Origin of the sequence: Labrenzia sp. C1B70 (assembly GCF_000475395.1) — a bacterium.
GTDB classification, from domain to species: domain Bacteria; phylum Pseudomonadota; class Alphaproteobacteria; order Rhizobiales; family Stappiaceae; genus Roseibium; species Roseibium algicola.
Genome location: NZ_AXCE01000014.1, coordinates 144,129 through 157,240, shown reverse-complemented (window position 1 = coordinate 157,240; position 13,112 = coordinate 144,129). Strand labels below are relative to the sequence as shown.

The 13,112-nt window shown below is 56.4% G+C and carries 10 protein-coding genes and 1 pseudogene; 4 read left to right on the top strand and 7 right to left on the bottom strand.

Annotation, left to right across the window (positions count from 1 at the left end):
- Positions 1 to 357: 357 nt before the first annotated feature.
- From Q666_RS52750 to Q666_RS52735, 4 genes are all read right to left on the bottom strand, one after another.
- Positions 358 to 1,995 carry a fumarate hydratase gene (locus Q666_RS52750; RefSeq protein WP_031268807.1) on the bottom strand — a complete coding sequence of 546 codons (1,638 nt, stop codon included), beginning with the start codon at positions 1,993 to 1,995 and terminating at the stop codon, positions 358 to 360.
- Between the two features lie 151 nt (positions 1,996 to 2,146).
- Positions 2,147 to 2,704: a YceI family protein gene (locus tag Q666_RS52745; RefSeq protein WP_022999453.1), complete on the bottom strand. Its 558-nt coding sequence runs from the start codon at positions 2,702 to 2,704 to the stop codon at positions 2,147 to 2,149.
- Between the two features lie 23 nt (positions 2,705 to 2,727).
- The gene (locus Q666_RS52740; protein WP_022999452.1) at positions 2,728 to 3,312 is read right to left on the bottom strand and encodes a cytochrome b; all 585 of its coding nucleotides are present in this window, start codon (positions 3,310 to 3,312) and stop codon (positions 2,728 to 2,730) included.
- A 52-nt stretch (positions 3,313 to 3,364) separates the two neighbouring features.
- Positions 3,365 to 3,949, bottom strand: coding sequence for a YceI family protein (locus Q666_RS52735; RefSeq protein ID WP_022999451.1), 585 nt, complete (start codon positions 3,947 to 3,949; stop codon positions 3,365 to 3,367).
- A 423-nt stretch (positions 3,950 to 4,372) separates the two neighbouring features.
- Here Q666_RS52735 and Q666_RS52730 point away from each other — a divergent pair, with 423 nt between their 5' ends.
- Together Q666_RS52730 and Q666_RS66940 are read left to right on the top strand one after the other, a co-directional pair.
- The gene (locus Q666_RS52730; protein WP_022999450.1) at positions 4,373 to 5,092 is read left to right on the top strand and encodes a glycerophosphodiester phosphodiesterase family protein; all 720 of its coding nucleotides are present in this window, start codon (positions 4,373 to 4,375) and stop codon (positions 5,090 to 5,092) included.
- A gap of 365 nt (positions 5,093 to 5,457) precedes the next feature.
- A pseudogene (locus Q666_RS66940) lies at positions 5,458 to 5,964 on the top strand (hypothetical protein); the annotation flags it as partial.
- A 201-nt stretch (positions 5,965 to 6,165) separates the two neighbouring features.
- Here the strand turns inward: Q666_RS66940 and Q666_RS66780 are convergent.
- Positions 6,166 to 6,516, bottom strand: a complete 351-nt coding sequence (locus tag Q666_RS66780; protein WP_286133758.1) for a hypothetical protein — start codon at positions 6,514 to 6,516, stop codon at positions 6,166 to 6,168.
- Between the two features lie 330 nt (positions 6,517 to 6,846).
- Between Q666_RS66780 and Q666_RS52725 the strand changes: the two genes are divergently transcribed.
- Together Q666_RS52725 and Q666_RS52720 are read left to right on the top strand one after the other, a co-directional pair.
- Positions 6,847 to 7,842, top strand: coding sequence for a FecR family protein (locus tag Q666_RS52725; RefSeq protein WP_022999448.1), 996 nt, complete (start codon positions 6,847 to 6,849; stop codon positions 7,840 to 7,842).
- Positions 7,843 to 7,918: 76 nt separating this feature from the next.
- Positions 7,919 to 10,684: an EAL domain-containing protein gene (locus tag Q666_RS52720; RefSeq protein ID WP_208993832.1), complete on the top strand. Its 2,766-nt coding sequence runs from the start codon at positions 7,919 to 7,921 to the stop codon at positions 10,682 to 10,684.
- A gap of 33 nt (positions 10,685 to 10,717) precedes the next feature.
- Here the strand turns inward: Q666_RS52720 and Q666_RS52715 are convergent, their stop codons facing one another.
- Both Q666_RS52715 and Q666_RS52710 read right to left on the bottom strand, forming a co-directional pair.
- Positions 10,718 to 12,175 (bottom strand): NAD-dependent succinate-semialdehyde dehydrogenase, encoded by a 1,458-nt coding sequence (locus tag Q666_RS52715; protein ID WP_022999446.1) that lies wholly within the window; start codon positions 12,173 to 12,175, stop codon positions 10,718 to 10,720.
- Positions 12,176 to 12,601: 426 nt separating this feature from the next.
- Positions 12,602 to 12,973 (bottom strand): helix-turn-helix domain-containing protein, encoded by a 372-nt coding sequence (locus Q666_RS52710; protein WP_208993831.1) that lies wholly within the window; start codon positions 12,971 to 12,973, stop codon positions 12,602 to 12,604.
- Positions 12,974 to 13,112: the final 139 nt, after the last annotated feature.

Here is a 13,112-nt window from a genome sequence, read left to right as displayed (position 1 = left end):
CGAAAATGTCCTTGCCGCACTATTAATTATTATGTCGCAAAACGGCGTTCGGGAAAATCTCACGTTGATGTGACCACCGACCATGTCCTGCGTCTGTGCTGAAATTGCAACGGATTTTTCGTGAAAAACGCGATGAAGACGCGTTCGCTCGCTGAGATTGTGGAATTTGCCCGCCTTGGCATAAATCGTCAGCTATCTTTGATCCGGATTGGGCGATTCCGCGCCTGATGCCGAATCGTATGACCGCGATCCAAATCGCGCCAAAACGGCGCGTGGTTACTGTTGTTGGTGTGTCGACAGACAAAAAAGAACCCGCGGCAAAAGCCGCGGGTCTGGTGTATCCAGCTGAAGCCGCATTCAGCCGAGGTTCAATTCCTTGAAGAAGTCGTTGCCCTTGTCATCAATGACGATAAAGGCCGGGAAATCCTCGACTTCGATTCTCCAGACGGCTTCCATGCCCAGTTCCTCGAACTCGACCACTTCCACCTTCTTGATACAATCCTGCGCAAGGCGAGCGGCCGGACCGCCGATGGAGCCGAGATAAAATCCGCCATGAGCCTGGCAGGCGCGGCGCACCTGAGCGGAACGGTTGCCTTTGGCCAGCATGACCATGGAACCGCCGGCTGCCTGGAACTGATCGACGTAAGCATCCATGCGTCCTGCGGTTGTCGGACCGAACGAACCTGAAGGCATTCCCTCCGGTGTCTTGGCCGGGCCAGCGTAATAGATCGGATGGTTCTTGAAATAGTCGGGCAGGGGCTCGCCGCTTTCCAGCCGGTCGCGCAGCTTGGAATGGGCAAGGTCGCGGGCAACGATCAGCGGTCCGGAAAGTGACAACCGGGTCTTGATCGGGTGTTTGGAAAGTTCGCCCAGGATTTCGGACATCGGCCGGGTCAGGTCGACCTTGACCACATTGTCGGACAGGTGGTCGTCGGTGACCTCCGGCAGGTATTTTTCCGGGTGCATCTCGAGCTGTTCCAGGTAAATCCCGTCTTTCGTGATCTTGCCGACGGCCTGCCGGTCCGCAGAGCAGGACACGGCGAGGCCGATTGGCAAGGACGCGCCGTGACGCGGCAGGCGGATGACACGCACATCGTGGCAGAAATACTTGCCGCCGAACTGGGCACCGACGCCGGTTGCCTGGGTCAGTTTGTGGATCTCGGCTTCCAGCTCAAGGTCACGGAAGGCATGTCCGAGTTCCGACCCTTGCGTCGGCAGGCCGTCAAGATAGCGGGCCGAAGCCAGTTTTGCTGTCTTGAGGTTCATTTCCGCAGACGTGCCACCAATGACGATGGCAAGGTGATAGGGCGGGCAGGCCGCGGTGCCGAGCGTGAGGATCTTTTCCTTGAGAAATTCCACCAGCCGGTCATGGGTCAGCAGGGATGGTGTGCCCTGGAACAGGAAGGTCTTGTTGGCCGAACCGCCACCCTTGGCCATGAACAGGAACTTGTAGGCATCTTCACCTTCGGCATAGAGCTCGATCTGTGCCGGCATGTTGTTGCTCGTGTTCTTTTCCTCGAACATGGAAATCGGCGCAAGCTGGGAATACCGTAGGTTCTTTTTGAAATAGGCGTCCCGGGAACCTTCGCCGAGTGCGGCTTCGTCCGACCCGTCGGTCCAGACCCGGCGGCCCTTCTTGCCCATGATGATTGCGGTGCCCGTATCCTGGCACATCGGCAGAACACCGTGGGAGGCGATGTTCGCGTTTTTCAGGAGATCAAACGCAACGAATTTGTCGTTCTCGGTCGCTTCCGGATCTTCCAGGATCTTCTTCAGCTGTTCCAGGTGGCCTGGACGCAGGAAATGGTTGATGTCCTTGAAGGCCTCTTCGGCAAGAAGGCGTAGACCTTCAGCTTCGACAACCAGTACCTCTTCGCCGTTGAACTCGGCTGCCTTGACGTGGTCCGACGTCAATTTCCGATACGGGGTCTTGTCTTCTCCCTGAGGGAAAAGGGCGCTGTGCTGATAAGCTGGAGGTGTGAGCGGAGCGTTCATAGGAGGCTTTCCTGATCTGGCTGCTTCCCGTCACATCGGGAAGCGCTGGAACGTTGAGTGCTGTTCTCATACGGCAAAAAGGCTGCGGACGCCAAGTGCCGCAGCCTGATCAAATGGTCGGAGCCGGAAGTCTTGGTTGCCGAAGGCGATGTCAGCGGATCGCCGTAAGATCCAGGGTAACGGTGACGATATCTCCGACCGTGTCGGTGCCGACGCCGCTGCCAAGCTGATAGTCGAGCCTGTTGACGATGGCCGTCCCCTTAGCTGTGGCGGTGTCACCCGCGATGTCCAGGGTGAAATCCATCTCGACCGGCTGGGAAATTCCCTTGATGGAGAGCGTGCCCTGTGCCCGGTAGCTGTTGCCTTCGACAAGCTCGACGGTGTCGGACGTGAATTCGGCCGTCGGGAAGTCCCCGGCGTTGAACCAGTCCTTGCCAGGCAGGGTGCCATCGAACTGGGCGTTGCCGGTGGTGGCGCTCATGGGTTTGATTTCAGCGCTGATCTTGGCGGTTTCAGGGGCCGCAGGATCAAAATCGATGTCTGCTTCCCACGACGCGAAGACGCCAGTCAGCGTGCCGCCGCCCTGTTTGACTTCAAAGCCGAGCTTGCTCTTGTCCGGATCGACTTTCCAGGTGTCGGCAAACGCCGGTGCGGTGAAGGTCGTCGCCGACAGGACTGCAACGGCATATGTAAAATGCTTCAATGTCATCTGCGGATTTCCAGTTCGTGTTGTCAGCTATCGGCCTTGGCGGGTGCGGTTGAAATCATGCGTTTCAACGTGGCGTCGCGGGCGATGAAGTGGTGTTTCAGCGCAGCTGCGACATGGACGGCAATCAGCGCAATCAGCAGATAGGCGCCGTATTCATGCAGCAGCTTGAAGAAGGTTTCCGCCTGTTCCTGCGAACCAAGCACACCTGGAACCGGCAGATGCGGCACTGGCCAGGTGTTGAACAGGATGGTCGGAATGCCCCACGGCGAGGCCGACACCATGAACCAGCCGGTCAGTGGCAGTGCAAACAGAAGCGCGTACAGGCCGACATGTCCCAGATGCGCCCCGGCCTTTTCCAGCGGGTGCATGTTGTCAGGCAGTTTCGGCGAAGGGTTGAGAAGGCGCCAGACAAGACGGACCACGGCAAGCGTCAGCACCACAAAGCCGATCGACTTGTGCAACTGATAGAGTTCAAAGGTTGCCTGTTCAGTCGGGGGAAGCTGGTGCATGTAGAGGCCGAGGCCAAGCATGCCGATGATCAAGACTGCCATCGTCCAATGAAACGCAATGGCGATTCTTCCATACCCGGTTGAAGTGTTGCGCAGCATGGCGGCTCCTGGAAAACGGAGGCCGGTCTGTCCGGCCTCCGAGGGTGTTCACTTAGTTGGTCGCGTCGGACTTGAGCGCTTCGGAATGGAAGGTCACGGTAATGTCGTCACCTACATAGGGAACATACATGTCCATTCCATAGTCGGAACGCTTCAGAACTGTGGAAACGGCAAAACCGGCAGCTTCCTTCTTCGCCATCGGGTGCTCACCAAGTGCAGTGACATCAACGGTCAGGGTCACCGGCTTGGTGATGTCCTTGATGGTCAGGTCGCCGGTCACTTCCAGCTGGTTGTCGCCGGTCTTTTCGACCTTGGTGCTCTTGAAGGTCGCCTTCGGGAATTTTTCAGCGTCAAAGAAGTCCGCGCTCAGGAAGTGCGCGTTACGCTCTGCCCAGAACGTGTCGAGGCTGCCGACGTCGATCGTGAATTCGATGGAGGAATTGGCAGGCGTGTCCTTGTCGATCAGCAGCGTGCCTTCCCATTCGCCGAAACGGCCTTCGGTCGTGGAGTAGCCAAGGTGGTTATAGGAGAAAGCCAGGTTGGCGTGGGACTTGTCGAAGTCGTAGGCCACCGGTTCGGCAAGGGCGGTGCCTGCAACGAGGGAAAGGGCAAGCGCAGAAGCTGCGAGACGGATCATGATCAAACCTCATAGATGTTACCAGAAGCGTTCGCTCATGAACGCTGCAGACTGGAACATAGGAAGAAAATTGTGCGGTGCAATTTGACTGACTGTTCGTAAATGCTGAACAATAATTCAGTTGATTTCTTCACCGTTAACTGTGTGGCTTTGGAAAGCTTTTCAAGCGTCAGGGGGATAGAAAGTCGACCCTGCGGTATTGGGTGAGAATCGCGATAGAGTTCCGAGCCTGAAGTGAATTGTCCAGTCATTCAATTAAGGGTTGTCGCGGCCGGTAAGCACATGAAATTGCGAGGGAAGTTGCAGTGTCATCATTTCATCAAGAATTTCAGGCACCTGTTTCATCGACTTCCCTCTAGAGTGGCCGTTTGCCAGCCCTATCCAAGCTCCGGATATCACTCTGGAGACACAGGAGACCTAACCGTGAAACAAGCCGTCGTTGTGTGCCACCGCGGAGCCAGCCTTCAGGCTCCGGAAAACACGATTGCCTCGCTCGAGGGAGCAATTGCGCTTGGCGCCGAGGTTGTCGAGTTGGATGTTCGGCCGTCCAGGGATGGCATCCTCTACGTGATGCACGATGCAACTGTTGACCGGACGACGGATGGAAGTGGCCGAATTTCGGATATGACTTCCGACGAAATTGACCTTCTTGATGCAGGGAACTGGTTCAAGGAGACCTTCAAGGGCGAGCGAGTTCCAAGGCTCGACGCGTTTCTGGATACCTGCAAGGGCCGTATTGGCACCTATGTTGAGATCAAGGAAGGCGATCCGGCGGAAATTCGCGACATGCTGGCAGTCCGCGGCATGCTGAGCGACGCCTGGACGTTTTCGTTCGATCAGGCAATCCGCGCTGAAGCCCGTGCAAAGGTACCGGATCTGCGACGCATGGTTCTTTACGCTCACGTTGGTTCGGTCGAGCGCGCCGTTGCCCAGGGTGCACATATCCTGGAATTCCATGAAGATGACCTGGAAGAGAACCTCATAAACGAGGCAAAGCAGGCCGGATTGATTACGCAGATGTTCTACGCCGGGTCTGAACGAGCCGTTTTCGAGAAAGCCGTGCGCTGCGGCGTCGAACAAATGAACATCGACCAGGTCGAAATTTTCAAGTCCGTGGAAAAAGAGCTTTTGGCAACAGTCTGACGCTCCAGCGTGATGCAACTTGCACTGCGACGGAAATCATTGACTGGCGTGGCCGGGAACTTACGGGTTCCTGGCCGATTTGTTTTGGATTGATTGAAAAAATATTTTGAGCCTCATACGCCATTTCGATCAGGGATCGCAGGTATCTATGATTGTGATTTTTCTCTAGTAATCCTAAAATACAATCTTAAATAGTTTTAATATTAAAATTTTATCTAATATGGAAAAAAGTTGGAAACGTTAGATGATAGAACAATTTTTACTAAAAGAATGAAATAAAAAGGTTTCCCATTATAATTCAAGTCTTGTTAACGGGGGCGGAATAGCTTGCCGAGCTTCTGAAGCCGGGCCAAGAGAGGGCTCCCATGTCCAACAAAATAAACGTCAATCGCTCAGGTCAGGCCAGTTGCATGGCAGCAAAAGCTGATGACGTTGGACAGTTCTGGGATCGCCGGATGCGGTTGGCAGCGTCGCTTCTGCTGGCTGCCCTTATGGCCTTCTGGTTTTCTCAACAGGCATTGTCGCAAGACGTGGAGACGGGTGGCACGCCGTGGCACTGGTCGGTCGAACGCGTCAGCGGCCGGGTCATGGTGCAAACGCGTACCGGCGAGACCTTTGCTGTCAAGCGTGGCATGACGGTGCGCAAGGGATGGAAGATCAAGACCGGCGGTGGGCGTGTAGTCATCAATCGGGGTGAAGAAACATTCGTTGTTTCTCCAAATTCTGTTGTGACGCTTGAGCCGAAGGGCGTCCTGATCAAGCGAATGGTCGTCTACCAGGACCGTGGTCAGGTAGATGTGGACGTAAAGCGCCGGTGGTATCGGCATTTCAAGGTGGAAACCCCTTTCCTTGCCGCTGTTGTCAAAGGAACTCAGTTCAGGGTTAAGGTTGGCAACAGGACTGCGTCGGTCAATGTGGGGCGGGGCGTTGTCGGTGTTCATGATTTTGCATCCGGAGATCGTGCCGACGTGGGCGCCGGTCAGGCGGCCGCAACCAACCCTTCGCGCCGCGTCGGTCTATCCGTCAGCGGGAAGAACAAGCCTGAAGTGCGTTCTGGCCCCAAACGGGCCCCTTCATTCGAAACGCGCGTAGTGAAAAACGTGCCAGCTACCAAAGCTGAAGCAAGAGTTGCCAATGGCGGCAACCGGGGCAATGCTGGAAATTCCCGCTCGGGGAACAACGGCAATGGCAACTCCGGTGGCAATGGCAACGGGAATTCCGGTGGCAACGGCAATGGCAATTCCGGTGGCAACGGCAATGGCAACTCCGGCAGCAACGGGAATGGCAATTCCGGCGGCAACGGCAATGGCAACTCCGGCAGCAACGGGAATGGCAATTCCGGCGGCAATGGCAATGGCAATTCCGGCGGCAATGGCAACGGCAATTCCGGTGGCAACGGAAATGGCAAGGGTCGGTAACGCCACTCCGTCTGTGAAAAGGCATCGCCCGGGATATTAAGTCTCGCTGCTGCTGAAGGCGTTCCAGGAATATGACGACAAGCAATCCGTATTGCCGGACGCAAGTCGTGGAGGTCGGGCTGGGTAACTCCGTATGTTACGGAAGATTACCTAGCTCCTTTCTGTTTTGAAGTAGTCGTTTATCGCAACTAGTGACGAGCATAGGCAATATTTTCCGCCTGTCTTCACGTTGGGTTAAACGCTGAAATGCTACACAGGATGTGTAGAGCTCAATAAACCTGTCCGTGGGTTCTGCGCACGGCATTGACATTCAGTCGTAACGTGTTGAAGAGCAAGATGAAAAAAGACGCTATGTATTCAGTTGAGCGGAAAGCAGGATCACTTCTGCGGGTCCTCTTGCTTGCAGCTCTGGTCCTGTTTCCTGCTGCTGCGAATGCTTCGGACTGGGTCGTCAAACGTGTGTCCGGCATCGTTTATTTCGTTGCGCCTGGCGTGGAAGCATTCCGTGTCAAAAAGGGCATGGTGTTTGAAAAAGGCTACACCATCGGAACCAGGGCAGGTGCCCGCGCTCTCATAGGCAGAGGCGGCGAAACCATTGCCGTTGGGCCAAACACCACCTTTGCCATGTCATCATTCCGCAGCAATGGAACAAAGACCACACTGTTGCAGAGAAAGGGAACGATCGAGGTCGATGTAGAAAAACGGCAGCAGCCGCATTTCACCGTCGAAACCCCGTTCTTTGCCGCTGTGGTCAAAGGTACGCGATTTGAGGTCAATGTGCAGGGCAAGCAGGCACGCGTTTCCGTCGAACGTGGCGTCGTCGCTGTGGAAGATTTCGCCTCCGGCGACAGGGTGGACCTGACAGCCGGTCAGGCTGCAGCCAGTGCACCGTCGAACCGGGTTGGCCTGTCTGTAAGCGGTCGCACCAAACCGACCGTAAAACCTGGAGCCAAGCGCGCGCCTGCATTCGAAACGCCGGCCGTGAAAAACGTGCCAACAAATGCAGCAGAAGCGAAATCGGCGAACTCGAACGGGAATGCCGGCAAAGGCAACAACAATTCCGGCGGCAATGGCAACGGAAATTCCGGTGGAAACGGTAACGGGAATTCTGGCGGAAACGGTAACGGCAATTCCGGTGGCAATGGCAACGGCAATTCCGGTGGCAACGGAAATGGCAATTCCGGAAGCGGTAACAACAACGCAGGCGGAAACGGTAACGGCAATTCCGGCAACGGAAACTCGAGCAATGGCAATTCCGGGAGCGGAAACAACAATGCCGGCGGGAACGGCAAAGGCAATTCCGGAAACGGAAACGGAAAAAACAAGAATTGACGGTAATCAGGATGCCGCAGGTGCGAGGCTTTGCCTCTGACACCTGAAGTGCGGACTGAGAAAGTGGGCGGTGGGTGTGCTGATCGGAAGCTCTGAACAGCGGAAACGGATAGCGAGCGCGGTCTTGATCGTGGTCGGCGTGATCGCCGCTGTGGCTGTTCTGCGCACGGTTGCCCTGACAACGGCGTTCGACCGGTTTCTCTGGGAGTTTCGTTTCCACACGATCGAAAGACCGGTCTCTGGCGACATCGTGGTCGTGGATATCGATGCCAGAAGCCTGAATGAACTCGGCGTATGGCCATTGCCGCGCCGTCTTTATGCCGACCTGACAGATCATCTGGCTGAAGCGGGCGCCCGCGACATCGTATTCGACATCGATTTCAGCTCAGCTTCCAATCCTGAAGATGACACGCTGTTTGCAGCCGCGATCGAGCGCGCCGGTAACGTCAGCCTTGCCGTGTTTCGGCAAGCTGCTTCGGCTGAACAGCACGCTGGGGAAGTCGTCAACCAGCCGATCGAACAGTTTCTGAATGTTGCCTGGCCGGTCGTCGTCATGGTTCCGATGGAAACCGACAGCCGCATCTGGCGAAATCTGTACGGTTTCGAAATCAATGGGAATTCGGAGATCTCTGCCGCGGCTCTCCTGGGTGAGTACACCGGAGACGCAGCCGGAAGTTTCGGCATTGATTACAGTATCTCACTGGAACAGATTGAGCGGGTATCGCTTGTTGATGTCCTGAACAAGTCAGCGGCCCCAGGTCTGTTTCTGGACAAGAAGGTGATCGTCGGTGCAAGTGCGCAGGAGCTTCGCGACCTGTTTCCTGTTCCCGTCTACGATGTCTTGCCGGGAAGTGTAATCCAGGCTCTCGGCGCCGAAACGCTGTTGCAGAACAGGGCCATGGAAGTCAGGGGTGAGGGGATTGCGGTCCTGTGGGCACTCCTTGTTTTCTTCGCTCTGCTTCTGACTAAAATCGAAGGCTGGTCCCTCAAGATCAGCATTCTGGCACTCTGTGCGATCATGTTTGAAATTGGTGCCATTGCCATCCAGAAGTCGGCTCCCGTTCTTGTGCCGACCGCAAGTTCGCATCTCATTCTGCTTTTGGCAGCCGCAAGCATCATCTTGCGGGAACTGGGCTTTCACAAATTCCTCTCACACATCGCCAACGTCAGACGCCGCAACAGCGAGCGTATGCTCGGACTTGTCTTCGACGACAGCTTTGATGCAATCGTTGTCGTTCAGAATGACGGTCGTGTCTCCGCTGCAAGCCAAATGGCCCGATCATTGTTCCAAAGCGATGCTCTTGTTGGTAAGCCTGCCAGGAATGTACTGCCGCTGGAGCTGGTTGAAGAAGCTTTGTCAGTGCTTGCCGACCCTGGAAACCGTCAGCCGGTGGCCAAGATCCTGGACATGCGCCTGGACGACGGAAGACGCCGGTTTATCGAATATGTCGTCACGCGCTCTGAACGCACGATCGCGAAAACGAAAAAACTGCGCGATATGGAAACCGAAGCGGTCGCCTGTCTGACATGTCGGGATGTGACGGAAGAAAAGGAATCCGCGGAACGCCTTGCTTATCTCGCACGGTTCGATCCAAGCACCGGGCTTTTCAACCGGAACGGTTTTGAAGAAGAAGTTGCCGCAACGCTTAAGCTGGCTCGCGGCACAGGCCAGGAAGTATGTCTGGTTCAGTTCGCAATTGCCAATTTCGATCAGATCGTTGCTTCGCTCGGATTTTCCTACGGTGATCAGCTTCGTGAAACGGTCGCGATGCGTCTGAAAAGCCATCTTTCCGCTCGCACGACATGGGCAGCCATTACAGCAGATGTTTTTGCAGGCGTATTTCGCTGTGAGCCGGATCAGGATCTGGCGCTGATCGAGTCACTTCAGGAAGTGATCGGCGAGGACTACAAGATCGAAGGCGCCAGGATCTCGGTGCAGCTCAAGTTCGGGTACATCGTTTCCAGTGGGGACATGACACCCGAGCATCTTTTGAAGAAATCCGGCAATGCCCTGGCAAAAGTCCGGCGAAACAATCGGTCGCCGGTCCTGCGTTTTCTGCCGGAGATGGACGCAGCGCTGCAGCGCCGGCGCCAACTGGAGACGGAACTCTTCAAGGCAATCGTCCGTGACGAGCTGCACATGGTCTATCAGCCACTCACAAATCTGGCCGACCGGTCGATCTTCGGTGTTGAAGCCTTGCTGCGATGGGACCATCGGGAATTGGGACCGATCTCGCCCGCCGAGTTCGTCCCGATTGCCGAGGAGAACGGTTATATCGTGGAATTGGGCGCATGGGCACTGAACAGGGGAATGAAGGAAGCGCTGACCTGGTCGAGCCACCTCCGTCTGTCCATCAATGTGTCGGCCATACAGTTCAGTCGCGGCAATCTTGTTGCCACTGTCGGCGAGGCACTGCAAAGAACGGGCTTTCCTTCGGACCTACTTGATCTGGAAATCACGGAATCCCTGTTCATCGATGAAACGCTCGACCTGAAGTTTGCCATGGAAGAAATGCGGGCATTTGGCTGCAACTTCTCACTGGACGACTTCGGGACCGGCTATTCTTCACTCGGCTACCTGCCCAAGTATCCGTTCTCGAAGATCAAGCTCGACAAGACATTTGTTCGCCAGTCGATCGCCAGCAAACAGGACATCTCCGTGATCGAGGCAGTGCTGCATATGGCGAAGGGCTATGGAATGTCCGTCATCGTCGAAGGTATCGAAACCGGTGAACAGGCAGAGCGGCTTCGCGAACTGGGCTGCAAGTACGGTCAGGGCTACCTTTTCGGGCGCCCCATGAGTTCCGCCAATCTCCAGTCGACACTGCTCAACGCAGCGTAATGCGTCCCGGCGTTGGGCCGGGACGCAAGGCAATTACATGCCGAGGCCGCCGATGCAGCTGTATTTCACGTTCAGATAATCGTCCAGGCCGTACTTCGAGCCTTCGTTGCCCATGCCGCTGTCCTTGACGCCGCCAAAGGGGGCAACCTCCGTCGTGATGACGCCTTCGTTGACCCCGACAAGACCGTACTGAAGCTGTTCCATGACGCGGAAAGTGCGGCCAAGATCCTTGGTATAGAAGTAGCAGGCGAGGCCGAATTCGGTGTCATTGGCAAGTCGCACCGCTTCTTCTTCGGTGTCGAACTTGAACAGAACGGCAAGCGGGCCAAAGGTTTCTTCGCGCGCCACCTTCATATCGGACGTCGCCTTGGTGATCAGTGTCGGCTCGAAAAACGTTCCCGGGCCGTTGGGGCGGTGTCCGCCTGTAATAAGTTCACCACCCTTGGACAGCGCATCCTGCACGTGATCGGCGACCTTTTCGACCGCAGCTTCGTTGATCAGCGGGCCTTGGGTCGTTCCGGCTTCAAGACCGTTGCCGACCTTCAGCTGCGCCGCCATCGCGTCCTTCAGCTTCTGGGCAAAAGCGTCGTAGACGCCTGCCTGGACATAGAGCCTGTTGGCACAGACACAGGTCTGCCCGGAGTTGCGGAACTTGCTGGCAATTGCTCCTTCGACGGCCTTGTCGAGGTCGGCATCGTCGAAAACGATAAAGGGCGCGTTGCCGCCGAGCTCCATGGAGATCTTCTTCATGTTGCGGCCAGCATTCCCGGCCAGCAGCTTGCCGACACGGGTTGAACCGGTGAACGTCAGTTTCCGCAGGACGGGGTTCTCGCACATCTCCTCGCCAATCGCCGGAGCGTCACCTGTGATGATGTTGATCACGCCCTTGGGAAGACCGGACTTTTTCGCCATCACGCCGTAGACCAGCGCTGAATAAGGGGTGAATTCGGCAGGCTTCATCACCATTGTGCAGCCGGAGGCCAGGGCTGCGCCAAGCTTGCGGGCAATCATCGAATTCGGAAAATTCCAGGGAGTGATCGAGCCGACGACCCCGACAGGTTCCTTGGTCACCAGAATGCGGCGGTCTGCCCAGGGCGAGGGGATGGTGTCGCCATAAACCCGTTTGCCTTCCTCGGCAAAGAAACGGATGTATTTCACACCAAGCGCAATCTCGCCTTTGGCTTCAGCAAGCGGCTTGCCCATTTCCGTGGTCAGGAGGGCGGCCAGGTCGTCCAGGTCGGCCATGATAGCATCGCAGAGAGCGTGCATATGGTTGGCCCGCGCCTCGGCCGTCAACGCTTTCCAGGCGGGAAGCGCGGCCTCGGCAGCCGCAATCGCCCTTGCGGTTTCAGGGCGCCCGCAGAAGGGAACGGTTCCGATCGTCTCTCCGGTCGCAGGGTTGGTTACGGCGACCGTCTGTCCGCTGTCCGCATCGCTCCATGCTCCGCCGATAAACACTTTTTCCTTCAAGAGTGCAGCATTCAATGACATGGGTAGTTTCCTGAACCGTGAGAGGGGCAGACGCTGGTGGTCTGACGGATCGCCCGGCAGTGAGTGCATTCTGACGAACGCGAGGAGCGGAGCCAGAAAGGCTGGAGGGTCCAGCTTTCGGGCCTTCGCTCGATTCCGGCCAGGAAATCGTTGACCTAGAGATAGGGGGGAGGCGCGAGGTCTGGCAAGCGCTTTTCCCGGCCAAGCGTACTGTGCTGGAAAATAGTAGGCAGACAAACAAGCAGTCAGGCCATGGTCTGGCGACCCAAAAGGGGCGGGGATGCAGGTGATGCACTTAACGCCTGCGCCGAAGGACACCAGTCCCATTGCTTTGCAGAATTTTGAGCCAAGCAAATCAAGCGCTTGAAAACGGCCACCTTTTGATTGGCGGCCGTCACAAGAAGATTGGTCAGTCAGCGAAATGGATCAGCCTTCAAGACGATCCTGTAGCGTGGCAATCTCGTCGGCAAGTGCCTGAGCTTGGCGTTGAACCCTGTCGAGGGCAACACGCATGCTGACGAGATCGGAAGTCGTGCTGCTTTCCGAAACCGGCGGTGTCCCCCGGCCAACCAGCAGCCACGTCGGGCTTACATTCAAGATACCGGCAAGCAAAACGAGCTTGTTGGAACGCGGCTCGGACCGGTCACTTTCCCAGCTCTGCAGAGTGGATGTCTTGATGCCCAGCCGGCGTGCAAGCTGGGCGGTCGAAAGATTGGAGGCATCGCGCGCCTTGCAGATCCGTTCACCCAGAGTGTAGTCACTGCTGTTCACCGACATGATTGCACCCCCGTCATTCACGGCTGTCTCCGTCACCGAAAAAACGGTTTCCTCCGGATGGGACGGAGTATTTCTCATAAATTGTTTGGTCATGGCGGGCACACTCGCACGAGACACGAGTGCACCGCAACCGTTGGCGGGCAATTTGTCGCAATCGCGG

Bases quoted from the DNA above. Each gene is read 5' to 3' on its own strand.
- Q666_RS52750 (WP_031268807.1), bottom strand. From the start codon at position 1,995: ATGAACGCTCCGCTCACACCTCCAGCTTATCAGCACAGCGCCCTTTTC.
- Q666_RS52745 (WP_022999453.1), bottom strand. From the start codon at position 2,704: ATGACATTGAAGCATTTTACATATGCCGTTGCAGTCCTGTCGGCGACG.
- Q666_RS52740 (WP_022999452.1), bottom strand. From the start codon at position 3,312: ATGCTGCGCAACACTTCAACCGGGTATGGAAGAATCGCCATTGCGTTT.
- Q666_RS52735 (WP_022999451.1), bottom strand. From the start codon at position 3,949: ATGATCCGTCTCGCAGCTTCTGCGCTTGCCCTTTCCCTCGTTGCAGGC.
- Q666_RS52725 (WP_022999448.1), top strand. From the start codon at position 6,847: ATGAAAAAAGACGCTATGTATTCAGTTGAGCGGAAAGCAGGATCACTT.
- Q666_RS52715 (WP_022999446.1), bottom strand. From the start codon at position 12,175: ATGTCATTGAATGCTGCACTCTTGAAGGAAAAAGTGTTTATCGGCGGA.